This window comes from Flavimaribacter sediminis, from assembly GCF_019492055.1.
Lineage (GTDB): Bacteria > Pseudomonadota > Alphaproteobacteria > Rhizobiales > Rhizobiaceae > Flavimaribacter > Flavimaribacter sediminis.
In genome coordinates this window covers 834,699-861,363 of sequence record NZ_JAICBX010000002.1, presented here as the reverse complement: position 1 = coordinate 861,363, position 26,665 = coordinate 834,699, and the positions used below count along the sequence as shown (strand labels likewise).

The following is a 26,665-nucleotide window of genomic DNA, read 5'->3' as shown; positions in this document are numbered from 1 at the left end:
GGTCAGACCGCCTGAAATTTTTCCCACACCAGGCAACCGGCGGCGAAATCCTCCAGTGACGCCCCGGTGGATTTGAACAGCGTGATCTCCGTGTCGTCCCGACGGCCCGGATGGTCGCCGCGACACAGCATCGCCAGTTCGGCCGCAACGTCGGAGCGGCTGATGACCCCCGCCTCGATAGGCTGTACGAGATCGCCTGCCTCCTTCAGCGCGCCGTCGAACGTGTCGACGAACAGCGTCGCCCTGCGCACAGCCTCGTCGTCGCTTTCGCGCAAGTCCGGCGTGAAGGCGCCGACGAGATCGACATGGGCGCCGGGTTTCAGCCATGCGCCCTCGATCAGCGGCGTCGCGGATATGGTGGCGGCGCTGATGATGTCGGCGTCGGCGATCGCCGCTTTGCGATCTTCCGTTACGTCCACCGCAAAAGGTTCGGCCGCCAGCTCTTCCGCAAGCTTCTCCGCGTTGGCTTTGCTGCGATTCCAGATCGTGACGTGCTCAACGGGATGCATCGCCGCATGCGCTCGGATCAGATGGCCCGAGAGCTTGCCTGCGCCGATCATCGCCATCCGGCTTGCGCCCTTGCGCGCCAGATAGCGCCCTGCCAGCGCCGATGCGGTCGCGGTGCGCCAAAGGGTCAGCGACTGGCCGTCGATGAGCGCAAGCGGTTCGCCGGTCGTTCCGTCCGACAGCAGATAGACCGCCATGACCGCCGGTTTGCCGATGCTGTTATTGTCGGGACTGACCGTTGCGATCTTGACGCCCATGTACCCGTTGCCGGAAACGGGCTGGGAGAAGTCGCTCCACGCCGGCATCAAAAGCAGCGTGCTGTCAGATCCGCTTGCGCGCTCGATCGTGTGGTGGTGGCGCACCGGCGCGGCAACGCCGCCCCGAAAGGCGTCGGCGAGAGCATCGGCAAGGCTGTGATGGTCGAGGATCCGGTCAACCGCCTCGGCTGAGATAAGTTGCATGGCGCTGTCGGCTCTTTTCGAAATGGACGAAGTCTGACGCCGCCTTTACGCGGTCGGCAGTGACCGCTGGCCGGCGACGGTTTCGGCGCGCTCGCGCTGCCGGTCCGCCTCTGTATGCCACTTGACGGCCTCTTTTGCTTCCTGGCGGGCCTTCTTGCGGTGCTTGCCCTGATTGAACCAGGTCGCCAGAGAACCGATGATCATCCCGAGAATCAGCGCTCCGAACAGGAACACGAAAAGCGGCGCCGATACGGACAGCAGCGTGTCCGAGGGGCGGAAAGGATTGAGCGCCAGCGTCACTTCATTGCGATTGGCCACCGAAAGCACAATCAGCACGATGCCGATCGGAAGGAGTATGAGTATGTTGATAAGCTTGCGTGTCATCGCGTCATTCGCTCAAATTGCTGCGGCCCGGGACGTTGCTATCAGCTCTGTCGCCGCGCCCGTTTCCTGTCTCTATAGAACAAATGCATCAACTTGTCCGCAGGACAATCCATCGCGCCGCCTCATGCCGTCGACCGGCTGAGCCCGGTCAGCCGGCGTCCTGCGGATTGAGACGTTCCCGCAATTCCTTGCCGGTCTTGAAAAACGGCACCCATTTCTCTTCAACATGCACGGTTTCGCCGGTCCGCGGATTGCGTCCGGAACGCGAAGGCCTGTTTTTGACGGAAAACGCGCCGAAGCCGCGCAATTCGACGCGATTGCCCTCGGCCAGCGCGTCGGTGATCTCGTCGAGCACGGCGTTGACGATGTTTTCCACGTCCCGGTGGTAAAGGTGCGGGTTCTGAGATGCAATTATTTGCACAAGTTCCGATTTGATCACGGCTTTTCCCCCGTCCGTGCTATTTGTCTGCCTCGCCAAAGTGCCAAACGGACACGAGGCCGTCAAGGAACAACTTGCGGTCGGCGAGCGCCTTCAGCTCCTCCGCGAAAGGAAAGCTGTTCTGCCCGAAGGCATTGAAGATTTTGGCCATCGCGTCGCCCAGTATCAGCTCCGTTCGCGACTTGCGGGGCTCCCAGTCGATGATGTCGAGCGTGTCGTCGATATCCTGTTCCGCCAGATATTTGCGGATGTCCTCCTCGCCGCCGACAATGTCGATGAGGCCGTTGTCCGCCGCCTGCCGGCCGGTGAAGATGCTGCCGTCTGCAAGCTTGCGCGTCTCGGACATCGGCAGCTTGCGCCTTTCCGACACCAGGGTCACGAACCAGTCGTAGGAATCGGTGATCATGGAATCGATCATCTGCTTGGCTTCGGCGCTCGCCTCGTGGAACGGCGAAGGTTCGGCTTTCAGCGGCGCCGATTTGATTTCCTCGACCTTGACGCCGATCTTGTCGAGCAGCTCCTGGACCTGTGCGTACTGGAAGATGACGCCGATCGATCCGACAATGGACGTGTCGCCGGCGACGATGTAATCCGTGCCGCAGGCGATCATGTAGGCCGCCGACGCCGCCAGCGTGCGCACGTCCGCAACGACCGGCTTGGTTTCTCCGAGCTTGAGCACGGACTTGTACAAAACCTCTCCGCCATAGGAGGTCCCGCCGGGTGAATTGAGTCGCAGGATGACCGCCTGGACATTGTCGTTCTTGACGATCGTATCGAGGCGTTTTTGCAGTTCCTGGTTGTCGGTGATGACGCCGGATATGGTCACGCGGGCAATATGCGGCGACGCCTTGCCGCCGATGGTCTCGCCTTCGCCTAATCCGAAGAAAAGACCGGCGACGACTGCGAGTATCGCGACAAGCGTCGCGATACGCCAGAAAGTCAGCTTCCTCCTCAGCCGGCGACGATCCGTTATGCTGCTGTGATCCATGGCCGTGTCCCGTGCGTTTCAACCTGTGTCGTAGCGTCCTCACTGGGTAACCCGTTATTGTGCGTCGCGCAACTGCGGGTCAGCCGGGCCGTTTTCGAATACATTGCGCAAATGCACAGATTCGCCACTTTGGTTCTGTAAGCAACGACCACGATATGTTAATTGCTGTCAGAATGCGTCAATCGAAGGAGCGGTTCGGCGGATCGCATTGCAGCATTCTCGGAAGATCCTGAAACGTCAGCCATGGCAAATGTCACTCCATATCCCGCCACGGAAAATTTACCGAAAGGCGGCCTTCCCAAGGGCTATGCGAAAGCCAGGAAGCATTCCAGACTGGTTCGTTTTCTGAAGATCGCGTTCCCGATCGCGGCGCTTTTGGCGATAGCGATGTTCATCGGAGTAACGATGCTGGCGCGAGCCCTGCCTCCGGACGTCGGCTTTGCCGGCGCCTCCATTTCCGGCGGCAAGCTGGTGATGGCCAATCCGCATATGACGGGGCGCGCGGGCGGCGACAAAATGTACTCGGTGGTGGCGTCTCGCGCCGTGCAGGACCTGTCGGCGCAGGACGTCGTCCGGCTTGAGGATATTTCGGCCGAGATCGAGTTCGGAAAAGACGACAGCGCGACGCTGGAGGCGGTTAGCGGAATTTACAACCGTGTCGAGAACATGCTGACGCTCGATCAGCCATTCACGGTTGTCACCCGCTCCGGGATGAAGGCCAATTTACGCCAGGCCGACATCAATATCGAAACGAGCGAGTTGAAATCCGAGGGGCGTGTCCGAATTGACACGGATCAGGCATTGATCTCTGCGGAAAAACTTGTCATTTCGGATAACGGCTCGTTGATCACGTTCAAAGACAATGTCGACATGACGATCAAGCCGCAGGAAAAGAAGAACCGCAAGACCGGCAGGTCCGGTGACTAGCGAGTGGAACAGGAACGGACATGACTTCAATGAAACGCAACGTCCTGACGGCCGCATGCGGGTTGCTGGCGGCGGCGCTGGTTGGCGGGGTTCTTGGTTCCGCGGCTGCGCAGCAGGCGACGTCGAGCAGGATGGACGGTCTCGCGATCTCCGGCGACAAGCCGATCCAGATCGAGAGCGATCAGCTTCAGGTCAAGGATCAGGACGGCACCGCGATCTTCACCGGCAACGTGAAGGTCGTTCAGGGCGAGACCTTGTTGCAGTCCGGCGTCATGACCGTTTACTACGAGAAGCAAGAACCGGCCCAAGGCCAGCGTTCCGGCGACGGCGCTCAAGGCCAGCAGTCGGCTGAGGGCGGTGGACAGGCTCCGGCGAGCCCGACCTCGGGTCTTGGCTCCAACATCGAACGTATCGACGTCGCCGACACGGTCTATATCCAGTCCGGCGAGCAGACCGCGACAGCCGATCGGGGTATCTTCAACATGAAGACCGAGGTGCTTGAGTTGACCGGCGAAAGGGTTGTTCTCACCGAAGGCAACAATGTCCTTGTCGGCTGCAAGCTGACCGTTTTCATGAAGAGCGGCGAGGCCAAGCTGGACGGTTGCGGCGGGGGCAATGGTCGCGTGAAGATGCAGCTTGACCCCAAGGCGAAAGACAGCAGCCGGCCCGAGGGCGGCGAGCGGCGGCGCAAAACGAACTGAATTTCGTCCCCGTGGACGGACGAGGCTTAGATATTGGCATTTGTAACCACTGATGACGGCGCAACGGCCGGCCCTGAAGGCGAGAACCGCGAGCCGGCCGGATCGACCGCCAAATCCGGAAATGGTCGATATGAGGGCACCCTGGTCGCCCGGGGCCTCACCAAAGCGTACAAGAAACGGCGCGTCGTCGATGGCGTTTCGCTCGGGTTGAGGCGGGGCGAGGCCGTCGGGCTGCTTGGCCCCAACGGCGCAGGCAAGACCACCTGTTTCTACATGATCACCGGACTGGTGCCGGTCGATGAGGGCGAGATCAGGATCGACGGTTACGACGTGACGTCAATGCCCATGTATCGCCGCGCCCGGCTGGGACTGGGCTACCTGCCGCAGGAGGCCTCGATTTTCCGTGGACTGAGCGTGGAGGAAAACATTCGCGCCGTTCTCGAGATCGTCGAGCCCGACAAACAGGCGCGCAAGCGCAAGCTTGACGATCTTCTCGAAGAGTTCGGTATCGACCATTTGCGCAGCGCCCCCTCGATCTCGTTGTCGGGCGGCGAGCGCCGGCGTCTCGAAATTGCGCGGTCGCTTGCTTCGGATCCGACCTTCATGCTGCTCGACGAGCCGTTCGCAGGCGTTGATCCGATCGCCGTGTCGGACATCCAGGCCCTCGTGCGCCATCTCACCAGTCGCGGAATCGGTGTGCTGATCACCGATCACAATGTGCGCGAGACCCTCAAGCTGATCGACCGCGCCTATATCATCCATGGGGGAAAGGTGCTGACGCACGGCCTGCCGCAGGAAATCGTCGCCGACGCCGATGTGCGGCGACTCTATCTGGGTGAGGGGTTTTCGCTTTAGTTCCAGCGAATGGTGCGCCGCAATATTTTTCTGGTCAATATCGGTTATTTGTATTAAAAACAGAGCTCACGGGCTTGTTTGACCCCTCCCGCGACTGCGTTTCGACAGCCGCAAATCCACTTCCCGCTTGACTCTGAATACGAAAAGAAGCAATTTTCGGGCCAGTTTTGATAATTGGGCCGATATTTTCGACGAATAGTTATCCCGCAAGGCGTTAAGCAGTTACTCCAGACAACAATGGAAGTCTGCGCGTCGCATTGGCGAGCGCCTGTAACGAGGGCGGCGGGATGCAATGTCGGTCAAGCGCGCGCGGATGGCGGCGTGTGCGTGAGTACCCGGCGTCGGAGGCCGGGCAGGGGGATTTGGTGTAGCCATGGCTCTTTCGGCCACTTTGCAGCTTCGTCAGAACCAGTCGCTGGTGATGACTCCGCAGCTTATGCAGTCAATCCGGCTGCTGCAGCTTACCCATGCGGAGCTTGTCCAGTATGTCGACCAGGAGATCGAGAAGAACCCGCTTCTGGAGCACGCGCCATCCGAGCACGGGCCGGTGGCGGCGTCTGCGGAGGACGATCGACTGGGCGACCGCGACCCGGATTCCGGCGACCGAGAAGACTGGTTTGACGCCAATCTCGACAATGACAGCGTCTCGATCTCGGAAAGGCTCGACGCCTCGCCTGAAGATGTGTTTCCCGAAGACAGCGGCGCGGTCCGACCGGACGCTCCGGAACTTGCGTCCCAATGGAAATCCATGCCCGGCTCGTCTTCGCTCGCCGGCGACGGATACCAGGACCTCGACGGTTTCGCCGTCACGCCCGACAGCCTGAGGCAGATCATCGCCGAGCAAATCGTATTCGCGTTCGCAGACCCGATCGACCGGGCCATCGCCGCTGATCTTGCCGACCAGCTTGACGAGTCCGGCTATCTGCGCAGCGACCTTGAGGAAACGGCGATGCGCCTCAATGTCGGCGCAGACCGGCTCGAAACCGTGCTTGCCTCCCTGCAGGAATTCGATCCGGCCGGCGTGTTTGCGCGCGATCTTGGCGAGTGCCTTGCCATCCAGCTCAGGCGAAAGAACCGCTTCGATCCGGCCATGCAGGCCCTGATTGGAAACCTGGAACTCCTCGCGCGACGTGATTTTGCGGCGCTCCGGCGGCTCTGCGGCGTCGACGAGGCCGACCTCATCGATATGCTGGGTGAGATCCGCAGGCTCGATCCAAAACCGGGTCATCGCTACGACACGACCGTCATTCAGGCCATCCAGCCCGACGTTATCGTGCGGCTGCGCAGCGACGGCCTGTGGAATGTGGAGCTCAATCCGGACACGCTGCCCCGGGTCCTGGTCGATCAGGAATATTGCGCCTCGGTTTCGGCGCGACACGGCCTGAAGCGGGAGGAGCAGGACTTCCTGAACGAGTGCATGCGCAACGCGAACTGGCTGACCCGCAGTCTCGATCAGCGCGCCCGAACAATCATGAAGGTCTCGACGGAGATCGTGCGGCAGCAATCCGATTTCCTGACCAACGGCGTAACGGCCTTGCGCCCGCTGACTCTGAAATCCGTGGCTGACGCCATCGATATGCATGAATCGACGGTGTCCCGGGTCACGTCCAACAAGTACATGCTGACGCCGCGGGGCATTTTCGAACTCAAGTTCTTCTTCTCCGCGTCAATCGCCGCGTCGGGCGGCGGCGACAGCCATTCCTCGGAAGCCGTGCGTCATCGCATCCGGCAGATGGTCGACAACGAGGACGCCGGCCAAGTGCTGTCCGATGACGTTATCGTCAGAATACTGAAAGGCGACGGTATCGAAATTGCGCGCAGGACAGTCGCCAAATACCGAGAGGCGATGAACATCGCGTCTTCGGTCCAGCGACGCCGCGAGAAGCGCGCGCTCGCCCGGCTGGCGCAGTGAACTCGGCCGTTTCCGCCCGCGCCATTGACATTTGATCCGGCAGGGAATACATCCGCCGCGTCGTCCGGTCGAGGGTTAAAACGGCCGGTAAGGGTGTCGACGTTTTGCACAGCCAATTCCTGTAAGATCGAATTTGATCGCCAACCGTCTTGGATGGCATCGCAGACTCTTATAAGCTGACACCGCCTGAACAAAGAAGGGTTGCATGGAATGACAGTTCGAGTATCGGGCAAACATATGGAAGTCGGTGACGCCTTCCGTACCCGGATAGAAGATCGTATCGGCGACGCCGTTTCGAAATATTTTGATGGCGGCTACTCAAGCCAGGTGACCATTGAAAAGTCGGGATCGCGGTTTTCGGCCGATTGTCTCATCCATCTCGATACCGGGACGTCCCTGCAGGCGACGGGTCAGGCGCTGGAACCCCAGGCAAGTTTCGACGCGGCGGCCGAACGTCTCGAGAAGCGGCTCCGCCGCTACAAGCGGCGTCTGAAGGACCATCACGCCGGCAATCAGCAGAACGGTTTCGAAATCGCCTACCGGATCATGGATTCGGTGCCTGACGATGACAACGAAGTCCCTGAAGACTATGCGCCCGCCATTGTGGCTGAATCCTCAAAGGTCCTGAAAACCATGACCGTCGCCGGCGCCGTTATGGCCCTCGACATGACGGACAGCCCGGTGCTTGTTTTCCGCAATGCCGCCAATGACGGCATCAGCGTGGTCTATCGCAGGGCAGATGGCAATATTGGTTGGGTCGACACCGCTGACAACGGTTGATGCGTAATTGCGCCGGGCCTGCGGCGGCAGGCCCCTTTGTTTGAAAGACATTCGAGGAACACGAGATGTCGCTTGCGGATTTGATTGTACAGGAAGCTGTTATCCCCGCGCTCAAGGTGAATTCGAAAAAACAATTGCTGCAGGAACTGGCCGCCAAGGCGGCCGAGGTGACGGGTCTGTCCGAACGCGAGATCTTCGACGTGATTTTGCAGCGCGAACGGCTTGGCTCCACCGGCGTCGGCAATGGCGTCGCCATCCCGCACGGCAAGCTGACGTCGATCAACAAGATCATCGGCGTTTTTGCGCGCCTCAACGCTCCGGTGGAGTTCGAGGCGCTTGACGATCAGCCCGTCGATCTGGTTTTCCTTCTGCTCGCGCCGGAAGGCGCTGGCGCAGACCATCTGAAGGCGCTGTCGCGCATCGCGCGCCTGCTGCGCGACGGAGAGACGGTCGCCAAGCTGCGCGCAACGGATTCCGCGACTGCGATTTACACGTTCCTGACCGACACTCCGGCGTCGCACGCGGCCTGACGGCGCGGCCGGCGCAGATTGCCGGCCTTTAGTGAACGCTGACGGTGTTCAGCTGGTTTTCAGCCGCCGTCACATAGGGCGTCGACGCATCGTCGCTCAGCATGATCGGGGTGCCGTTTGCGGCGAACAGGGCCCAGAGATTGAGGCCCGCCTGCAGATCTGCAGCGCCCGGAAAGCGCTCGATCAGTTCATCGGATGTCATCTTGCGCACATAGCCGACCTGGCCTTCGCCAAGATGCGCCAGTTCGTCCTTGCTGATCCGGATTGTGTTCTTTTCTTCCAACATCACTCTAACTCCTTGTTCGGCGACATTCGCTCCTGCCTGACGGCCCGGCGCAAAGGTTCCGTTTGCGATGCTCCATAGACGGATCAATCCGTGACGGAGATATCGATTTTCTTGACGTAACGTTCCGGTTCCGGCTTCGCCAGATCGATGGCCAGAAGTCCGTTTTTCAGTTCGGCGCTCAACACCTGCATTCCGTCGGCGAGCATGAAGCTTTTCTGGAACTGCCGCGCCGCTATTCCCCGGTAGAGATAGTCCCGCTCCTGGGAATCGACCTGCTGGCCGCGAATGACAAGCTGGTTCTCCTGCAGGCTCACGTCGAGCTCGTCGCGCGAAAACCCTGCGACTGCAAGCGTAATTCGCAGCTTCTGGGTGGGGGAACCATCCTCCATCAACCGTTCTATGTTGTATGGCGGGTAGCCGTCGCTGCCCTTGGCGATCCGCTCAAGGGTCTTTTCCATCGTGTCGAAGCCAAGCATCAGCGGGCTTGAAAACGGCGTCATTCGAGACATTGTCATTTCGGTCCTTGCTTCAAGCGACTTGTAAGACGAAACCTGCTCGCAGCGTTTCGCTTGCCCTAATATGGGGTCGCCATCCGGCTTTGCCAACATGAAAGCCGAAACGCCTCCATCGGTCCGATTGTCTAGGAGCGCGCGGCGATATTGACCGAGACGTTGCGGGTGATCCTGCTCGGCGTCAGGATAATGGCGGCAATCACCAGGCCGCAGGCCGCCCACTGCATCGGCCCGACCGGTTCGGCGAGCGTGAACCATCCGACGAGAAACATGGTCGGCAACTCGACGCTGCCGGCGACGGCGGTGCGGGCGGTGCCGATCACAGGCGCGCAGACCGTGTAGAGGAGCTGCGGGATAAACGCCGTGACGGCGGTGATGGCGGCGACCAGCAGCCAGCCGGTTTCGTTGGCGGGCAATATCTCCGACACGGGAGTGGCGAGCATCAGCGGGGTCAGACCGATCACCGATCCGAGCGTGATGCAGGCGATCCGCGGCAGCGTCGGCAGCGGCGTCAATTTGTGAACGAGAACATTGATGCCGAAACCGAAGCCGAACGGAGCGGCGAGCGAGATGATCAGCGCCGGAATATGCTCTTTGGCGATCGCCCCCGGCGACGTCGCGATCACCGCCGCCGCAATGATGAGAAGCGCGGCCAGGATTGCGCGACGGGTAGGGACGTCGCCGAACATGACCCTGGCGATCACCAGGGTGAAGACCGGATAGGTCATGTAGAGAACGCCGGCCGTCGAAACCGGCGCCACTTCGATCGCCCGGACATAGCCGACCCAGCCGACGCCCATCACAATGCCCGCGCCGATGCCCCAGGCGATCGTCCGCCACAGGACGCGGGGCAGGATAAGCGTTGGCAGAAGCGCTATCGCAGTAAAGGCGAAGCGGTAGAAGGCGACCGCGTGCGGGGCCATGCCCTCGTCGGTCAGCGAACGCGCGAAGAACGGCACCGTCCCGAAGCCGATCGCCGCGACGATGACGCCGAACGTTGCAAGAAGGGTTCCGGTCGAAGAAGAAGATACGGCGGGCCGAACGGTCATGTCCGCCCCATATCAGTCGTGTTCCGCGCAGGCAAGCGCAGTGGTTGCGGGGCGCCCGTTCAGTAGCGCGCGAGAAACCGTCCCATGGCCGAACTGAGCCAGCCCCATGGCGGTCCCACGCGTTCGAACATGTTGATGAAGCCCACCTTGTGGACGCCGCGCACATGGCTGAAGCGGCGAAAGCCCTCCAGGCCATGATAGGCGCCGACGCCGCTCGGACCTATGCCGCCGAACGGCAGGGAATCCTGCGCTGCGTGCAGCAGCGTTCCGTTCAGCGTCACGCCTCCCGAAATTGCGCCCGACAGAACTTTCTCCTGTTCCGCCCGGTCGTCGGAGAACAGGTACAGCGCCAGAGGCCGGTCACGCGCCGTCACAAAGGCGATCGCCTCGTCCAGCGTCTCGTAGGGAACGATCGGCAGGATCGGGCCGAAGATCTCTTCGCTCATCAGCACGCCGTCGGCGGGCGCGCCGATGACGACCGTCGGCGCGATCTTAGGGGAGTTGTCGCCCTGCGGTTCATGGCTCTTCACAGTGGCGCCGGCGGCCGCGGCTTCGTCGAGCGCCGAGACCAGCCTTTGGCGATGCCGGTCCGAGACGATGGACGTGTATTGCTCGTTGTCGGCGATGCCCGGATAGGATTTCTTCGCTCGCGCAAGCACGGCCTTCGCCAGATCCTCGACGGATCCGGCGGGCGCCAGCGCATAGTCTGGCGCAATGCAGGTCTGCCCGGCATTGGCGAATTTTCCCAAGGCGATCGAGCGCGCCGCCTTGTCGATCGGATAGCCCGGCGCGACGATCGCCGGCGATTTGCCGCCGAGCTCGAGAGTGACCGGCGTCAGGTTCTTTGCAGCCGCCTGCATCACCTGACGTCCGACATTCGTCGATCCGGTGAAGAGAAGGTGATCGAAGGCGAGACCTGAAAAGATTTGCGCGGTTTCCACGCCGCCGGTCACGACCGCGACCTGCTCCGGCGCAAAATGCTCGGCGATAAGGCGTTTCAGAAGTTCGGAGAATGCGGGCGTCAGTTCCGAGGGCTTGATCATGGCCCTGTTTCCGGCTGCAAGCGCATTGCAAAGCGGCCCGAGGGCCAGGAACAGGGGATAGTTCCAGGGCGAGATGATCCCGACCACGCCGACCGGTTCATAGCGCACCCACGCGCGCGCCGGATGCAGGGCGAGATCGACGGAGCGGCGTTCCGGCCGCATCCATCGGGCCACCTTGCGCCGCGCATGGCGGATGCCGCGCGCCGTTGGAACAATCTCCAGCATCTCGGTTTCCGCGCGGGCGCGTCCGCGAAAATCCTCGGAAATCGCCGTTGCGATGACCTCGCCATTATCCAGCAGCAGCTTTTCTAGCGTCGTCAGCGCCCGGCGGCGCGCCTTTGCGTCGGGCGCTGCTTCAACGCGCGAGAGCGCGTGCTGCCGCTTGAAAGTCGCGATCACTTCATCTTCTGTCATTGGCCTCCCCGTTTCCTTTGGCGAATACGCCAAAAGCCACAATATAGCGACGGTGCTCCAAATCCAATCAGTGCGCGTTGCGCAACTGCGCGGGATCAGCTGAATTTCCGCCAGGCCGCGCTTGCCTTTCGGGTCGGCCCGGGCCCATAGTCGCGCGATATTTTGGGGAGCCGCATGCAGGATACCGTTCAGAAAATCATCATCGACACCGATCCCGGACAGGACGACGCGCTGGCCATGCTTCTGGCATTCGCCAGCGACAGGCTGGAGGTGCTGGGCGTCACGGCGGTGGCCGGCAACGTGCCGCTGGCGCTCACCAGCGTCAACGCCCGCAAGGTCTGCGAACTTGCCGGACGAACCGACATACGGGTATTCGCCGGCGCCAGCGAACCGACAGACCGGCCGCTGGTCACGGCTGAGAATGTCCACGGCAAGACGGGCCTGGACGGGCCGGATCTCCCTGAGCCGACGATGCCGTTGCAGCCGGGCCACGCCGTCGATTTCATTATCGAAACGCTGCTTGCGCATCCGCCGGGAGAGGTGACGCTCTGCACGCTCGGCCCGCTCACGAATATCGCCATGGCGCTGCAGCGCGCGCCGGAAATAGCCGACAGGATCGGCCGTATCGTTATGATGGGCGGCGGCTTCTTCGAGGGCGGCAACATTACGCCGGCGGCCGAGTTCAACATCTATGTCGATCCGATGGCCGCGGCCGCCGTCTTCGCCTCACGCGCGCCGATCACCATGATGCCGCTCGACGTCACTCATCAGTGCCTGACGACCCGTTCGCGCCTGCAGGCGATCCACAGGCTCGGCACGCCGGTTTCGAAGGCGGCCGTCGAACTGCTGGAATTCTTCGAGCGCTACGACGAGGCCAAATACGGCACGGACGGCGGTCCGCTGCATGACCCGACAGTGATCGCCTGGCTCCTGAAGCCGGAGTTGTTTTCCGGGCGCCAGTGCAATGTCGAGATCGAGACCGCGTCACCGCTGACGGAGGGCATGACGGTCGTCGACTGGTGGCAGGTCACCGACCGTCGGCACAATGCGCTGGTCATCCGTGATGTCGACGCGGACGGCTTTTACGCCCTCCTGACCGAGCATCTCGCGCGGCTTTAGGCGAAACCGTTACAGAACGAAAATCTCGAGCGCGGCGTCGACATCGCTGGCGGCGGGGATAGCCGGCTGCGCGCCTTCGTGCATGCAGGCGAGGCTCCCGGCGATGGTCGCGCGCTGCAGGGCCGAGCCGATCTCCATGCCGTTGTCGAGCGCAGCGGCCAGATAGCCGCAGAACGTGTCGCCGGCGCCCACCGTGTCGATGGTTTCGACATCCATCGCCGCGACGCGGCTGATCTGGCCGTGCCGGGCGGCAAGGGCCCCCTCCGCGCCAAGCGTGATGACGATCGTCTGGCCCGACTCTTCGTGCATCCTGGCAAGTTCCGCGTCGCGCTCTTCGGTCGCAAGCTCGGACTTGCCGCACAATTCGGCGAATTCCGTCTCGTTGGTGATGAGGATATCCGCGAGCTTGGCCAACTCCGCAGCTTCGGCGGTGAAGGGCGCAAGATTGAGCAACGTGGAGACACCGGCCTTGCGGGCGTTGGTGAGCGCGGTTCTCAGCGCATCGGCGGGGATTTCCATCTGCAAAAGCAGATGATCTCCAGGATTCATTTGCTGCACCGCATAGGCCGCGTCGATCCGGTCAAGCCGGCCATTGGCCCCCGGCACGACGGTGATCTGGTTTTCTCCTTCGGCGTTGACGAGGATCATGGCGATGCCAGTCACATCGTCGACCGAGCGGACGGCTTCGAGATTGACCTTCTCGGCCCTCAGCAGTTCCAGCGACTGTTCGGCGAAGGAATCCTTGCCGACCGCGCCGTATAGCACAACGCCTGCTCCGGCGCGCCGCGCCGCCAGCGCCTGGTTGGCGCCCTTGCCGCCGGCCGAGGTCGAGAAGGCCTTTCCACCTACCGTTTCCCCCGGTTTCGGAAACCGCTCGACCTTGGCGATGAGGTCCATATTGATCGAGCCGAGTACTGTAATCATGAACGCCTTTTCCTGGTGCAGCGAAGGGCCGGCGTAACCGGGCAAGCCTTCGATCTGTCGATTCAGGCTGATTTACAACGTCAAATCACGATAGGAAACACATACTTGCCGCCAATCCATCGAAAATATCTATAGCAACCCTGCGGTGATTGTTGATCCGGATTGCCGGTGGCCCTCGGTCGCAAAACGGTATACAGCAATTCCCCCGCAGCAGTAGGAAAGTGAAACCGGTCGCCCATGGCATCGAAAGACCTTCAGCTAGACCGTATTATCGAGACGGAAAGATTTGCGCGCGCGCTGACGGCCATTGCGCAGGATCATCCCGATCCGGCCTCTCCGGCGGCCCGCAATGCGCTGTTCCTCTTTGTCAAGGAAACGATCAGGGAAGGCCGCCAGACGATCCGCGCCATGCTCGACGAGGATGGCGGCGGGATCCTGTGCGCACAGCGGCTTTCGGCGTTCCAGGACGTCGTCATCGCAGGCATATTCGACTACGCGGTCAAGCACGCATTTCGCGTCGACAATCCGTCGACCGCGGAACACCTGTCGGTCGTCGCAGTTGGCGGATACGGTCGCGCAACGCTTGCGCCGGGTTCCGACATCGATCTCCTGTTCCTGCTGCCCTACAAGGAAACGCCTTGGACGGAGAGCGTCGTCGAATTCATTCTCTACATGTTGTGGGATCTCGGTTTCAAAGTCGGCCACGCCACCCGCAACATCGATGAATGCGTCCGTCTGTCCCGCTCCGACATGACGATTCGCACGGCCATTCTGGATCATCGGCTGATCTGCGGATCGCCGGAGCTGCACAGCGAAATGGCGCAGCGCTTCGAAGGCAGCGTGATGAAGAACACGACGCGTGAATTCATCGCCGCCAAGCTGGACGAGCGCAATGCGCGCCACCGCAAGGCCGGCGACAGCCGCTATCTGGTCGAGCCGAACATCAAGGAGGGCAAGGGCGGCCTGCGCGACCTTCAGACCCTGTTCTGGCTTGCCAAGTATCACTATGACGCCGCAGCGTCGCGCGACCTCGTCAAGCTCGGCGTGCTGTCGCGCCGCGAGGCGAACCTGTTCGACAAGTCGGGCGATTTTCTGTGGGCGGTGCGCTGCCACATGCATTTTCTCACCGGCAAGGCGGAGGAAAGGCTGACATTCGACATCCAGCGCGAAATCGCGGCGAGCCTCGGCTATCAAGACCACCCGGGCCTTTCGGCCGTCGAGCGATTCATGAAGCACTATTTCCTTGTCGCCAAGGACGTTGGCGACCTGACGCGCATTTTCTGCTCCACGCTGGAAGCCGAACAAGCCAAGGAAAGCCCGTCGCTCAGGCGCGTGCTGCGGCGCTTTTCGCAGCGGCCCAAGAAGATTCCCGGCACGACCGATTTCATCGAGGATCATGGCCGCATCAATGTCCTGGACGACGAGGTGTTTCGGCGCGATCCGGTCAACCTGATCCGGCTGTTTCACCTGGCCGATATCCACGAGCTCAAGTTCCATCCGGAAGCGCTCAGGCTGGTGACCCGCTCGCACGGGCTTATCAAGACCGAGCTGCGGGAGAACGAGGAGGCCAACCGGCTGTTCCTCTCCATCCTCACCTCGCGCCGCGATCCGGAACTGATCCTGCGGCGGATGAACGAGGCCGGCGTGCTCGGCCGCTTCATCCGCGAATTCGGCAAGATCGTGTCGATGATGCAGTTCAACATGTACCACCACTACACCGTCGACGAGCATCTCATCCGCGCGGTGGGCATTCTTGCGCGGCTGGATCGCGGCGAGGAGGAAGGCTCGCATCCGTTGGTGGCTCGCATCATGCCGGACATCAAGGACCGAGAGGTCCTCTATGCGGCCGTCCTGCTGCACGATGTGGCCAAGGGCCGTCCGGAAGATCATTCCGTCGAAGGCGCCAGGATTGCGCGCAAGCTCGGGCCTCGCTTCGGCTTCAGCAGCGGACAGACCGATCTTCTGGCCTGGCTGATCGAACAGCATCTGGTCATGTCGCTGGTCGCACAGACCCGGGACCTGCACGATCGTCGCACGATTGTCGATTTCGCGGACACGGTGCAGTCGCTCGACCGCCTGCGAATGCTTTTGTGCCTTACGGTATGCGATATCCGGGCCGTCGGGCCGGGCGTCTGGAACGGCTGGAAAGGCCAACTCCTGCGCACGCTTTATGGCGAAACGGAACTGACGCTCACAGGCGGCTTCACCGCCGCTTCGGCCCGTCAGCGCGCCGCGGATGCGCGCGCGGCGCTTGCAAAAGAACTCGACGGCTGGACGAAGAAAGAACGCGACGACTACGTCAAGCTGCATTATCAACCCTACCTCCTGTCGGTTTCGACGGAGGATCAGGTCCGGCACGCCGAGTTCATCCGCGAAACCCGGAAGGAAGACAAGGTGCTGGCGACCATGGTTCGCACCTATTGTTTTCACGCCATCACAGAGATCACCATCTATGCGCCCGACCATCCGCGGCTGTTGTCCGTCGTGGCCGGCGCCTGCGCGGCCGCCGGAGCGAACATCGCCGACGCTCAGGTCTTCACGACCACCGACGGACGCGCCCTGGACACCATCATGATCAACCGGGAATTCGACGATGACAGCGATGAATTGCGTCGCGGCGAACGCATCGGCAAGGTCATCGAGGATGTGCTCACAGGCCGCAAGTACCTGCCCGAAGTCATCGCGACCAAAAAGACCAGGAGGCGCCGGACGCGGCCGTTCAAAGTCACGCCCAAGGTCTCGATCAGCAACACGCTGTCCGATCATTTTACGGTTATCGAGATCGAGGGACTCGACCGCGTCGGATTGCTGTCGGATGTGACCGCTGTGCTTTCGGATCTGTCTCTCGATATCGGCTCGGCCCACATCACCACCTTCGGCGAGCGGGTGATCGACACCTTTTATGTGCGCGATCTCGTCGGTCACAAGATCGTCAACGAAAACAAGCAGGCCAACATCATCGCGCGTCTGAGAGCGGCCGTCGCCGGCGTCGAGGACGACATGCGCGAAAAGATGCCGGCCGGCATCATCGCGCCGCCCGCGCCGGTGATGCGCCGCGGCGGTCGGTCATGAGCCTCGTCGGCAAGTTCGCCAGTGTCGGCTCCGCCACCATGGCGAGCCGCGTTCTCGGCTTCGTCCGCGAGGCGCTGATTGCGGCCTTGCTGGCGGCCGGTCCGGTGGCCGACGCGTTCTACGCGGCTTTTCGCTTTCCGAACCTGTTTCGGCGCCTGCTTGGCGAGGGAGCCTTCAACTCAGCCTTCATTCCGCTCTTCGCAAAGGAACTGGAGGGTGGCGGGCAGGCGGCGGCCGAGGTGTTCGCGCGACAGGTACTTTCGGTGCTGCTGGTCATCCTGATTGCGCTCTCGGCGCTGGCGATGATCTTCATGCCGTTCCTCGTCGGCACGGTGATCGCGCCGAAATTCGCCGACACGCCGGACAAGTTCGATCTGACGGTGCTGCTGACACGCGTCATGTTTCCCTATCTCGCAGCCATGTCGCTGGTCGCCATGCTGTCCGGCGTTCTCAATTCCTACCGGCGGTACTTTTTGGCCGCGCTCGCGCCCACCCTGCTCAATATCGTGCTCGTGCTGGTGCTGCTCGTCGCTCTCTACAATGATTTCGCGCCTGACACTGTCGGTATCGCGCTCGCCGCCGGCGTCACCATTTCGGGTCTCCTGCAATTTGCCTTGCTGTACGCTGCCGTCAGGCGCACAGGCTTCGGTCTTCAGATCGCCAGGCCGCGCCTGTCGAAGCCCGTCCGGCGGCTGCTCTGGCTGGCGCTGCCTGCGGCCATAACCGGCGGCATCACGCAACTCAATCTGCTGGTCGGTCAGGTCATCGCCTCGGGTCAGGACGGCGCCATATCGGTGCTCAACTACGCGGACCGCATCGAACAGCTTCCGCTTGGCGTCATCGGCATCGCCGTGGGCGTAGTGCTGCTTCCGGAATTGTCCCGCGCGCTCAAGGCGCAGGACATAAAGGAAGCGATATACCTGCAAAACCGCAGTCTCGAATTCGGCCTTGCGCTGACTGTTCCGGCGGCCGTGGCGTTGATCGTCATTCCGGCGGAACTCGTCGCCCTGCTGTTCGAGCGGGGCGCGTTCGGTCGCGAGACGACGCTGCTGACGGCCTCGGTGCTCGCGGGCTTCGCCGCCGGACTTCCGGCCTTCGTTCTCAACAAGATATTCACACCGGCCTACTACGCCCGGGAGAACATGCGCACGCCAATGGTCTTCGCAGGCGCCAACGCCGCGGTCAACATCGCCGGAAGTCTGATCCTGTTTCCACAAATCGGCGTGCTCGGCATCGCCATCGCGACGTCGCTTGCCGGCTGGGTCAATGCGCTGCTGCTCGCCGGCGCGCTGTTCCGCTACAATACGTTCAGGCCCTCCGCGCTGACAGGCCGGCGCATTCTTCTGATCATCGTCGGATCCGCGATGATGGGCGGCCTGCTTTTTGTACTGTCCGGATGGATCGGGCCGGTGCTGCTTGACGGCAATATTCTTGTCAGGATTGGCCTGATGGCGCTGGTCATTGCTGTTGCAGGCGGGTTCTATCTGTCCTTCGCGATCCTGACGGGCGTGTTTGAACTGTCGCAGCTCAGGAAGCTGATGCGACGGGGCCGGAAAACGTCCAGCGCCGATTCAGACGAACCGGCCAATCCGGCCAAAGAGGAATGAACGGCCCAATGCGCGCCATCGCCCATGTGACGTTTCTCGTGCCAAGCTATGATGAAGGCATCGCCTTCTTCACCGAAACGCTCGGTTTCGATCTCGTGGAGGATACGCCGCTCGGCGGAGGCAAACGCTGGGTTCTCGTCCGCCCCTCGGGCGGAAACGGGGCGTCGTTGCTTGTCGCCGAAGCGACCGATGATGCGCAGCGAGCGGCGATCGGACGGCAGACGGGCGGTCGCGTCGGGTTCTTTCTGCACACCGACGATTTCGCTCGCGATCACCGGCAAATGCTGGATCGGGGCGTCGAATTCATCGAGGAGCCGCGCTTTGAAGCCTATGGAACAGTCGCTGTCTTCCGCGATCCCTTCGGCAACAGTTGGGATCTGATCGAACCTGCCCATACCTGATTTTCCTTGATCCTGGCCGGCGCCCCGTGCATAACCCGCCGCGACTTGTCCAACCGAAAAAGTTATCGCGTAACGATCCATGTCTGAATTCAAACCGCTCGTCTTTTCCGGGGTTCAGCCGACCGGCAATCTGCATCTCGGCAATTATCTCGGCGCAATCCGCAAATTCGTCGCGCTGCAGGACAGCCACGACTGCATCTACTGCGTGGTGGACCTTCATGCGATCACCGCCCAGCTGGTGCACGAGGATCTCAAGCACCAGACGCGATCGATCACCGCTGCGTTTCTCGCCTCCGGCATCGATCCGAAGTCGCATATCGTGTTCAACCAGAGCCGGGTGCCGCAGCACGCCGAACTGGCCTGGGTGTTCAATTGCGTTGCGCGCATCGGCTGGATGAACCGCATGACGCAGTTCAAGGACAAGGCCGGCAAGGATCGCGAGAACGCGTCGCTGGGGTTGCTCGCCTATCCGAGCTTGATGGCCGCCGATATCCTCGTTTATCGCGCCACCCATGTCCCGGTCGGCGACGACCAGAAGCAGCATCTGGAACTCACGCGCGACATCGCCCAGAAATTCAACATCGATTTTTCGAACCGCATTCAGCAATGCGGACTGGACGTTGCGATGACAGTGGGCGAGGAAAAGATAAAGGGATATTTCCCGCTGACGGAGCCGCTGATCGACGGGCCGGCGCCGCGCGTCATGAGTCTGCGGGACGGAACGAAAAAAATGTCCAAATCGGACGTCTCGGACCTGTCGCGGATTAATCTCACTGACGACGCCGACACCATTTCGAAGAAGATCCGCAAGGCGAAGACCGATCCGGAACCGCTCCCGGGCGATGTGGCCGGGCTTGCCGAGCGGCCGGAAGCCGACAATCTCGTCGGTATCTACGCGGCTCTTTCCGATCGAAGCAAACAGGACATCATCGACGAATTCGGCGGCCAGCAGTTCTCGGCCTTCAAACCGGCGCTCGCGGATCTTGCGATCGAGGTGCTGTCGCCTGTCAGCGTGGAAATGCGGCGTCTGCTTGATGACCCGGGACATATCGACGCCGTGTTGAAGGACGGCGGCGAGCGGGCCTCGGCCATAGCCGAACAGACGATGCGCGACGTCAAGTCGATCATCGGCCTCATCGACTGAGCTTCCCAAATCATCGGCGAACCGCTATGATTCAGTTGTCGCGGTTGTCGACGTCCGGGGAAATGGCAGAGTCCGTTCATGGTTTCGAAAAGACTTTCCAGGGTCGAAGGCCACAAACGCAAGTTTCTTGCCGTCATCGACGAGACGCCTGAGTGCGAGCGCGCCGTCTATTATGCGGCGAACAGGGCGAAGCGGACCAACGGCACGCTTGTCATGATCTATGTCATCGAGCCTGGTGATTTCCAGCACTGGCTCGGCGTCGAGGAGATCATGAAGGCAGAAGCGCACGAGGAAGCCGAAACAGCAGTCGCCAAATTCGCAGCCATGGTGCGCGAGCGCGTCGGCATCGAGCCGGAAACCCAAATTCGCGAAGGCGATACAGCCGAAGAGATCCACTCCCTTATCGAGGAAGACCAGGATATCGCCATTCTGGTTCTTGCCGCTGGGTTAGCCAAGGAAGGCCCCGGACCGCTGGTCTCGACAATAGCCGGCCGCGGCGCGGCGTTTCCGATTCCCGTCACGGTCATTCCGGCGAGCCTGGGCGACGAGGATATCGAGGCGCTCTGCTGATTCTTCGAAATTCCGACCGCTGTTTCAATCCTGAGTGTTAAACTCTATATAGACGCCAGGACAGGCCTCGACGTCTTGAAGACGCATGGTCCGAAGCCTATAATCTGGAATAATTCCAAAAAGGCGGAATTTCCGCCCGGAGACGAAGCATGTTCATTCAAACAGAAGCAACCCCAAATCCGGCGACGCTCAAATTCCTGCCGGGCAAGGTCGTCCTGGAGGACGGTACGGCCGATTTCCGGGATGCCGACGCGGCTGCGGAATCATCGCCGCTTGCTGCAAAACTGTTCTCGATTCCGGGCGTCACCGGCGTTTTCTACGGCTATGACTTCATAACCGTTACAAAGGACGACGCCGAATGGCAGCACCTCAAGCCGGCTATTCTCGGCACGATCATGGAACATTACATGTCCGGCGATCCGGTGATGGCCAGCGACGCCTCCACAGACGAAGCCGGAGCCGATGGCGAATTCTTCGATGCGGATGACGAGCCGATCGTCGCCACCATCAAGGAATTGCTTGAAACCCGTGTTCGGCCGGCCGTTGCCCAGGATGGCGGCGACATCACCTTCAAGGGATATCGCGACGGCAGGGTTTTCCTCAACATGAAGGGCGCCTGCGCCGGTTGCCCCTCTTCGACGGCGACTCTCAAGCACGGCATTCAGAACCTGCTGCGTCATTTCATTCCTGAAGTGCAGGAAGTCGAAGCGGTCTGAGGTCTGGCCTGATTTCAGGTTGAATTCCGGTGAGACGGAGAAAAGCTTGCTGGCCCGTTTGATTTCGCAATCGACCGGGCCTTTTCTCTTTGCGGCCGCGGCTCTATAAGCTGCGCATTTTCAACTGTCGGAAACCGGACATCCGATGAAACTGCTTGCCGTCGACACCGCCGCGCATCTCTGCGCCGCCTGCCTCTACGATTCGCAAACGCGGCGCGTAGCCGGGCGCGCTGTCGAAGACATTGGCCGGGGTCACGCCGAAAGACTGCTCGCGGTCATCGAAAAGGCGCTCGATCTGTCCGACCTCGATTATCAATCCGTTGACCGGTTGTGCGTTTGCGTCGGACCCGGATCCTTTACCGGGATCCGCGTGGGCGTTGCGGCCATGCGCGGCATGGCGTTATCGCTCGACATACCGCTGGTCGGCGTCACCGCCCTCGAGGCGCTTGCCGCCGAGGTGGAAGATGAACGCGCTGTTATGGCCGTGCTTGATGCAAGACGCGGCGAAGTCTACGCCCAGCTGTTTCCATCAGAAGGTAAACCGTCGGAGGCTCGCGCCATGCTTCCCAGGGAGGCGATGGCTCTGGCGGCCGACAACAGCGCGGTTCTTGTCGGCTCGGGCGCCGACATCATAGCTGCACAGCCGGGATTCGATGTGTCCGGCCTGACCATCGCTAAGACGGCAGCGACGCCGGACATTGAAACCATCGCCAGGCTTGGCGCACAGCGCGCGCCTGACGCGGCGTCGCCAGGTCCGCTCTATTTGAGATCTCCCGATGCGAAGCCACAGCAGGGATTTGCAGTTGCAAGGCGTATGACAGGGCATGAGACATAGGTTTCCGTTCCGGCGGCAGGTCGAATTCGATATCGCCGTCATGACATCTCAGGACTGCCAGGAAGCATCGCGGCTGCACGCCACGGGTTTCACTCGCCCCTGGAGCGACGGGGAAATCAATACGCTCATGAACAAGTCGACGGTCTTCGGCTTCATTGCGCGCCCGGAAGGCGGCAGGGAAGCGGGGACCGCCATGGGCTTCGTGCTGGCGCAGCTTGCCGCTGGCGAAGCGGAAATCCTGACGATCGCGGTTGCGCCGGATGGGCGACGCCAGGGTATGGGATGGCGGCTGATGGGCGCGGTGATCCGACATCTGCGCGCCGAGGGAGCGGAGGCGCTGTTTCTCGAAGTCGACGAAACCAACGCCGCGGCGATCGCGCTCTATCGCAAGCTGGGTTTCGGCGAAGTGGCGCGGCGCGACCGCTATTATGGTGACAGGAACGCTGCGAAAAGCGCGGCGCTTGTCATGCGCCTCGATCTTGGATAAAGGCCGATGATGCCTTCGACATTCCGCACATATGGTCTTCTCGCATGACCGAGAAACGCCGCCGATGATAGCATGGATCCGCATCGTTTCGGGTCTTGCGCTGGTTGTGCTGGTGACCATTGTGTTGTTGCCGGTACAACTGATCGGCAACCGTTTCGGCTGGAAGCTGTCCTGGTATCTACCGCGCTACTGGCACAGGATTGCGCGCCGGGTTCTTGGTCTCAAGATCATACGACATGGCCAGCTTGAGAAGCGGCGTCCGGCGCTGCTTGTCGCCAATCACAGCTCATGGATGGACATCATTGTGCTCGCCGCCGTGGCCGATGTGGTCTTTATCGCCAAGTCCGAAGTCAAGGACTGGCCGGTCTTCGGTTGGCTGGCTGTCTGGCAGAGGACAGTCTTCGTCGAGCGGGAGCGTCGTCGCGATACGGGCAATCAGGTTTCCGAAGTCGGGCGTCGCCTGGCCGATGGTGAAATCGTCGTGCTCTTCGCCGAAGGCACGACGTCGGATGGAAATAGGGTGTTGCCGTTCAAGAGTTCGCTTTTCGGCGCCGCCGCGTCGGCGCTCGACGCATCGCCTGAAGGACGCGTCGCGATCCAGCCTGTCGCGCTTGCCTACACCCACGCCAACGGATTGCCGCTTGGCCGCTACGGCAGGCCGATGGCCGCCTGGCCTGGCGACGTCGAACTGCCGCCGCATCTTTTGGCCATTTTGAAGGAAGGCAGCGTCGATGTTCACGTCTGTTTCGGAGAAACCGTGATCTTCGACAGTTCAGCCAATCGCAAGCTTGTCAGTCGCAGCGCCGAACAGCAGGTGCGCAGAATGCTGCAGAAGCGGCTTTACGGTTACGAAGCAGGCAGGGAATCGGCGTGATTTGGCCTGTGCGAGGCGTTGAAACGCCGGATTTGTCTTGACTCTTCGCCCCAGAGCCGCAATTGCGTGCCCGAAATCCCCAAAGATGCTAGGAAGGACGCGGATCAGTTGAGCGGATTCGCAAAGTCGGTAGAAGCGAGCATGCAGTTGGAAGCCCTTACAGACGAGACGTCGACGAAATCTGCAGGAGACAATACCCGCAAGGTTTTCGTCAAGACCTATGGCTGCCAGATGAACGCCTATGATTCCCAGCGCATGGCCGATGCGCTGGGGCGGGAGGGATATGAGCGCACGGACAGTCCGGAGGACGCCGACCTGTTGCTTCTCAATACCTGTCATATTCGCGAAAAGGCGGCTGAAAAGGTCTATTCCGAACTGGGCCGCATTCGCCGCCTCAAGGAGGAGCGCGCGGGCCAGGGGCGGGAAATGCTGATCGGCGTTGCCGGTTGCGTCGCTCAGGCCGAAGGCGAAGAGATCCTGCGCCGCGCCCCGATCGTCGATCTGGTGATCGGGCCGCAGACCTATCATCGACTTCCGGACGCGATCGCCAGGGTGCGCGACGGCGAGAAGGTCGTCGAGACCGACTATGCGATCGAGGACAAGTTCGAAAACCTGCCGGAGCCTGAGAAAAAGGCGATCGCAGCGCGCGGCGTCACAGCCTTCCTCACCGTTCAGGAGGGGTGCGACAAGTTCTGCACCTTCTGCGTCGTTCCCTATACGCGCGGATCGGAAATGTCGCGGCCAGTGTCGCAGATCGTTTCGGAGGCGCGCAGGCTTGTTGCTGGCGGCGTCAGGGAAATCACGCTGCTTGGCCAGAACGTCAACGCCTGGCATGGCGAAGGCGATGACGGCCGCGAATGGGGGCTCGGCGAATTGCTTCGCCATCTGGCCGGCGTCGACGGCCTGGCGCGTCTGCGCTACACGACCAGCCATCCGCGCGACATGGACGATGCGTTGATCGAGGCGCATCGCGATCTCGACAAGCTGATGCCCTATCTGCATCTTCCGGTGCAGGCCGGTTCCGACCGGATCCTGAAGGCGATGAACCGCCGTCACACCGCCAACGACTATCTCGGACTGATCGACCGCATCCGCGCCGCGCAGCCCGGTCTCGCCCTTTCGGGAGATTTCATCGTCGGGTTTCCGGGTGAAACCGAAGGTGATTTCGAAGACACGCTGGCGCTTGTCGAGAAGGTTCGTTACGCGCAGGCCTTCTCGTTCAAGTATTCGCCCCGACCGGGCACGCCCGGCGCCGAACGCACTGACCATGTTGCCGAAGAAGTCAAATCGGAACGCCTGCAGCGGCTTCAGGCGCTGTTGTCGCAGCATCAGTCGGAGTTCGCCGAATCCTGCGTCGGCCGCGATATCGACCTGCTGCTGGAAAAGCCGGGCAGGCTGCCCGGACAACTCGTCGGCCGGTCTCCATGGCTGCAGCCGGTAATTGTTGATGCAATGTCGTCGCAAATAGGTGACATTATCAGGGTGAGAATCACCCGGACCGGGGCAAACTCGCTGTTTGCCGACCGGATTTGAGGCCAGGAGCCCGCTGTTGAGCACGAGTCAGACGAGCAGCAGACCGAACAGAAATCCCGCCGGCGCTTCAGACGCCACCCACATAGTCCTGACTTTCGAGAACAATCGTCTCGCCTCAGAGCTTTTCGGCCAGTTCGACCAGAACCTTGCGCTGATCGAGCAGAAGCTGGGCGTCGATGCGCGGGCCCGCGGCAACCAGGTGTCGCTGCACGGCGCCGAGGAGGCGACGAACCAGGCGCGCCGCGCCCTCGATTATCTCTATGAGAGGCTGCAGGAAGGCGCCGAGGTGCAATCGTCCGACGTCGAGGGCGCGATCCGCATGTCGGTCGCGGCCGACGACCAGCTCACCTTGCCGACCATGGAGCGCAAGGGCCGCATGTCCTTTGCCCAGATCGCCACCCGCAAGAAGACGATCGCCGCACGCACGCCGACCCAGGACGCCTATATCCGCGCCATGGATCGCGCGGAACTGGTTTTCGGCGTCGGGCCTGCGGGCACCGGCAAGACCTATCTCGCCGTCGCCCACGCGGCGCAGCTTCTGGAACGCGGCGAGATCGAGAAGATCATCCTGTCGCGCCCGGCGGTCGAGGCCGGCGAACGGCTTGGCTATCTGCCCGGCGATATGAAGGAGAAGGTCGATCCCTATCTGCGTCCGCTTTATGACGCCCTTTACGACATGATGCCCGGCGACAAGGTCGAACGGGCGATCACCGCCGGCGTTATCGAGATTGCGCCGCTGGCCTTCATGCGCGGGCGCACGCTCGCCAACGCCGCGGTGATACTCGACGAGGCGCAGAACACCACGTCGATGCAGATGAAGATGTTCCTGACGCGGCTTGGCGAAAATGCCCGGATGATCGTCACCGGCGATCCGAGCCAGATCGACCTTCCGCGCGGTCAGCGCTCCGGCCTCGTCGAGGCGCTGCACATCCTTCGGGGCGTCGAAGGCGTCGTCACCGTGCGCTTCACGGAGACCGACGTTGTCCGTCATCCGCTCGTTGCGCGCATCGTCGCGGCCTACGATTCGGAGCAGCGCATGGTCGATGAAAGCGGCAAGCCGGACACCGAATGAACTCGCCCGCACAATCGAAGAAACTCCTGATCGAAGTTTCGGTCGAAGGCGGGCAATGGGAGCCGGAAGGCGTCCTGTCGGCGATGTGCGAGCGTGTGCTGGGCTGCGCCGCTGACTATTTGGCAGAGCATGGCCAGCCGTTTCCCGAAAACGGGACGGAGGTGTCGATGCTTTTTACCGAGGACGAGGAGATGCGGCTCATCAATGGCCGCTGGCGCTCGAAGGATGCGCCGACCAACGTTCTGTCGTTTCCGTCCGCGCCGCTCGAACCCGGCCATATTCCGGGCGTGTTCCTGGGCGATATCGTTCTGGCGTATGATACGATCGCGCGCGAGGCGGAAAGCCTGGAGATCCCTTTTGATAACCATCTGACGCATTTGCTGGTGCATGGACTGCTTCATCTGCTAGGGTATGATCACATACATGACGGGCAAGCGCGTGTGATGGAAAATCTCGAGACTCGCATTTTGGCGAAACTCAACCTATCTGACCCCTATGAGGACACCGATCCGGTTTGAGGATA

The 26,665-nt window shown here is 61.5% G+C and carries 28 protein-coding genes; 19 read left to right on the top strand and 9 right to left on the bottom strand.

The window, feature by feature from the left end:
* Positions 1 to 2 precede the first annotated feature (2 nt).
* The 4 genes from lhpI to sppA all read right to left on the bottom strand — a co-directional run bounded on the left by lhpI (position 3) and on the right by sppA (position 2,779).
* Positions 3 to 968 carry a bifunctional Delta(1)-pyrroline-2-carboxylate/Delta(1)-piperideine-2-carboxylate reductase gene (lhpI, locus tag K1W69_RS12290; RefSeq protein ID WP_220228636.1) on the bottom strand — a complete coding sequence of 322 codons (966 nt, stop codon included), beginning with the start codon at positions 966 to 968 and terminating at the stop codon, positions 3 to 5.
* Positions 969 to 1,013: 45 nt separating this feature from the next.
* Positions 1,014 to 1,352: a LapA family protein gene (locus tag K1W69_RS12285; RefSeq protein WP_220228635.1), complete on the bottom strand. Its 339-nt coding sequence runs from the start codon at positions 1,350 to 1,352 to the stop codon at positions 1,014 to 1,016.
* Between the two features lie 148 nt (positions 1,353 to 1,500).
* Positions 1,501 to 1,791, bottom strand: coding sequence for an integration host factor subunit beta (locus tag K1W69_RS12280; protein WP_220228634.1), 291 nt, complete (start codon positions 1,789 to 1,791; stop codon positions 1,501 to 1,503).
* 19 nt (positions 1,792 to 1,810) lie between these two features.
* Complete coding sequence (gene sppA / locus K1W69_RS12275) at positions 1,811 to 2,779, bottom strand: signal peptide peptidase SppA (RefSeq protein WP_220228633.1); 969 nt, start codon at positions 2,777 to 2,779, stop codon at positions 1,811 to 1,813.
* A 243-nt stretch (positions 2,780 to 3,022) separates the two neighbouring features.
* Between sppA and lptC the strand changes: the two genes are divergently transcribed.
* The 6 genes from lptC to ptsN all read left to right on the top strand — a co-directional run bounded on the left by lptC (position 3,023) and on the right by ptsN (position 8,484).
* Positions 3,023 to 3,706 carry an LPS export ABC transporter periplasmic protein LptC gene (lptC, locus tag K1W69_RS12270; RefSeq protein ID WP_220228632.1) on the top strand — a complete coding sequence of 228 codons (684 nt, stop codon included), beginning with the start codon at positions 3,023 to 3,025 and terminating at the stop codon, positions 3,704 to 3,706.
* Positions 3,707 to 3,735: 29 nt separating this feature from the next.
* The gene (locus tag K1W69_RS12265; RefSeq protein WP_258571011.1) at positions 3,736 to 4,407 is read left to right on the top strand and encodes an LptA/OstA family protein; all 672 of its coding nucleotides are present in this window, start codon (positions 3,736 to 3,738) and stop codon (positions 4,405 to 4,407) included.
* A gap of 33 nt (positions 4,408 to 4,440) precedes the next feature.
* The gene (gene lptB, locus K1W69_RS12260) at positions 4,441 to 5,262 is read left to right on the top strand and encodes an LPS export ABC transporter ATP-binding protein (protein ID WP_220228630.1); all 822 of its coding nucleotides are present in this window, start codon (positions 4,441 to 4,443) and stop codon (positions 5,260 to 5,262) included.
* Positions 5,263 to 5,635: 373 nt separating this feature from the next.
* Positions 5,636 to 7,174, top strand: coding sequence for an RNA polymerase factor sigma-54 (rpoN, locus tag K1W69_RS12255; protein WP_220228629.1), 1,539 nt, complete (start codon positions 5,636 to 5,638; stop codon positions 7,172 to 7,174).
* A gap of 210 nt (positions 7,175 to 7,384) precedes the next feature.
* A complete protein-coding gene (gene hpf / locus K1W69_RS12250) occupies positions 7,385 to 7,954 on the top strand; it encodes a ribosome hibernation-promoting factor, HPF/YfiA family (RefSeq protein ID WP_220228628.1) in 570 nt (189 codons plus the stop codon).
* Between the two features lie 65 nt (positions 7,955 to 8,019).
* Positions 8,020 to 8,484, top strand: coding sequence for a PTS IIA-like nitrogen regulatory protein PtsN (gene ptsN / locus K1W69_RS12245; protein ID WP_220228627.1), 465 nt, complete (start codon positions 8,020 to 8,022; stop codon positions 8,482 to 8,484).
* A gap of 28 nt (positions 8,485 to 8,512) precedes the next feature.
* Here the strand turns inward: ptsN and K1W69_RS12240 are convergent, their stop codons facing one another.
* The 4 genes from K1W69_RS12240 to K1W69_RS12225 form a co-directional block, all read right to left on the bottom strand.
* Positions 8,513 to 8,770, bottom strand: a complete 258-nt coding sequence (locus tag K1W69_RS12240; RefSeq protein WP_220228626.1) for a BQ00720 family protein — start codon at positions 8,768 to 8,770, stop codon at positions 8,513 to 8,515.
* A gap of 83 nt (positions 8,771 to 8,853) precedes the next feature.
* Positions 8,854 to 9,279: an Hsp20 family protein gene (locus K1W69_RS12235; protein ID WP_220229320.1), complete on the bottom strand. Its 426-nt coding sequence runs from the start codon at positions 9,277 to 9,279 to the stop codon at positions 8,854 to 8,856.
* 131 nt (positions 9,280 to 9,410) lie between these two features.
* Complete coding sequence (locus tag K1W69_RS12230; protein WP_220228625.1) at positions 9,411 to 10,331, bottom strand: DMT family transporter; 921 nt, start codon at positions 10,329 to 10,331, stop codon at positions 9,411 to 9,413.
* Positions 10,332 to 10,390: 59 nt separating this feature from the next.
* Positions 10,391 to 11,788 (bottom strand): coniferyl aldehyde dehydrogenase, encoded by a 1,398-nt coding sequence (locus K1W69_RS12225; RefSeq protein WP_220228624.1) that lies wholly within the window; start codon positions 11,786 to 11,788, stop codon positions 10,391 to 10,393.
* Positions 11,789 to 11,962: 174 nt separating this feature from the next.
* Here K1W69_RS12225 and K1W69_RS12220 point away from each other — a divergent pair, with 174 nt between their 5' ends.
* Entirely contained in the window at positions 11,963 to 12,907 is a 945-nt protein-coding gene (locus K1W69_RS12220; protein ID WP_220228623.1) for a nucleoside hydrolase, read from the top strand.
* A gap of 9 nt (positions 12,908 to 12,916) precedes the next feature.
* On the opposite strand, the gene K1W69_RS12215 is transcribed toward K1W69_RS12220, so the two are convergent.
* Positions 12,917 to 13,831: a ribokinase gene (locus K1W69_RS12215; RefSeq protein WP_220228622.1), complete on the bottom strand. Its 915-nt coding sequence runs from the start codon at positions 13,829 to 13,831 to the stop codon at positions 12,917 to 12,919.
* A gap of 237 nt (positions 13,832 to 14,068) precedes the next feature.
* Between K1W69_RS12215 and K1W69_RS12210 the strand changes: the two genes are divergently transcribed.
* The 12 genes from K1W69_RS12210 (at position 14,069) to ybeY (ending at position 26,660) form a co-directional block, all read left to right on the top strand.
* Positions 14,069 to 16,903, top strand: a complete 2,835-nt coding sequence (locus K1W69_RS12210) for a [protein-PII] uridylyltransferase (RefSeq protein WP_220228621.1) — start codon at positions 14,069 to 14,071, stop codon at positions 16,901 to 16,903.
* Positions 16,900 to 18,510: a murein biosynthesis integral membrane protein MurJ gene (gene murJ / locus K1W69_RS12205; RefSeq protein WP_220228620.1), complete on the top strand. Its 1,611-nt coding sequence runs from the start codon at positions 16,900 to 16,902 to the stop codon at positions 18,508 to 18,510. The genes K1W69_RS12210 and murJ overlap by 4 nt, the downstream gene beginning before the upstream one ends.
* On the top strand, positions 18,507 to 18,911 hold the full coding sequence (locus tag K1W69_RS12200; protein ID WP_370688237.1) for a VOC family protein: 405 nt from the start codon (positions 18,507 to 18,509) through the stop codon (positions 18,909 to 18,911). Before murJ ends, K1W69_RS12200 begins: the two co-directional genes overlap by 4 nt.
* 79 nt (positions 18,912 to 18,990) lie before the next feature.
* On the top strand, positions 18,991 to 20,055 hold the full coding sequence (gene trpS, locus K1W69_RS12195; protein WP_220228619.1) for a tryptophan--tRNA ligase: 1,065 nt from the start codon (positions 18,991 to 18,993) through the stop codon (positions 20,053 to 20,055).
* A 78-nt stretch (positions 20,056 to 20,133) separates the two neighbouring features.
* Positions 20,134 to 20,625, top strand: a complete 492-nt coding sequence (locus K1W69_RS12190; RefSeq protein ID WP_220228618.1) for a universal stress protein — start codon at positions 20,134 to 20,136, stop codon at positions 20,623 to 20,625.
* A gap of 149 nt (positions 20,626 to 20,774) precedes the next feature.
* Positions 20,775 to 21,341, top strand: a complete 567-nt coding sequence (locus tag K1W69_RS12185) for a NifU family protein (RefSeq protein WP_220228617.1) — start codon at positions 20,775 to 20,777, stop codon at positions 21,339 to 21,341.
* Positions 21,342 to 21,486: 145 nt separating this feature from the next.
* The gene (gene tsaB, locus K1W69_RS12180) at positions 21,487 to 22,176 is read left to right on the top strand and encodes a tRNA (adenosine(37)-N6)-threonylcarbamoyltransferase complex dimerization subunit type 1 TsaB (protein WP_220228616.1); all 690 of its coding nucleotides are present in this window, start codon (positions 21,487 to 21,489) and stop codon (positions 22,174 to 22,176) included.
* Entirely contained in the window at positions 22,166 to 22,663 is a 498-nt protein-coding gene (gene rimI / locus K1W69_RS12175; RefSeq protein ID WP_220228615.1) for a ribosomal protein S18-alanine N-acetyltransferase, read from the top strand. The genes tsaB and rimI overlap by 11 nt, the downstream gene beginning before the upstream one ends.
* A 64-nt stretch (positions 22,664 to 22,727) precedes the next feature.
* Positions 22,728 to 23,537 (top strand): lyso-ornithine lipid O-acyltransferase, encoded by an 810-nt coding sequence (gene olsA, locus K1W69_RS12170; RefSeq protein ID WP_220228614.1) that lies wholly within the window; start codon positions 22,728 to 22,730, stop codon positions 23,535 to 23,537.
* Between the two features lie 141 nt (positions 23,538 to 23,678).
* Positions 23,679 to 25,070: a tRNA (N6-isopentenyl adenosine(37)-C2)-methylthiotransferase MiaB gene (miaB, locus tag K1W69_RS12165; protein WP_220229318.1), complete on the top strand. Its 1,392-nt coding sequence runs from the start codon at positions 23,679 to 23,681 to the stop codon at positions 25,068 to 25,070.
* A 16-nt stretch (positions 25,071 to 25,086) separates the two neighbouring features.
* On the top strand, positions 25,087 to 26,142 hold the full coding sequence (locus tag K1W69_RS12160; protein ID WP_220228613.1) for a PhoH family protein: 1,056 nt from the start codon (positions 25,087 to 25,089) through the stop codon (positions 26,140 to 26,142).
* The gene (gene ybeY, locus K1W69_RS12155) at positions 26,139 to 26,660 is read left to right on the top strand and encodes an rRNA maturation RNase YbeY (protein ID WP_220228612.1); all 522 of its coding nucleotides are present in this window, start codon (positions 26,139 to 26,141) and stop codon (positions 26,658 to 26,660) included. The genes K1W69_RS12160 and ybeY overlap by 4 nt, the downstream gene beginning before the upstream one ends.
* The last annotated feature ends 5 nt before the right edge of the window (positions 26,661 to 26,665 follow it).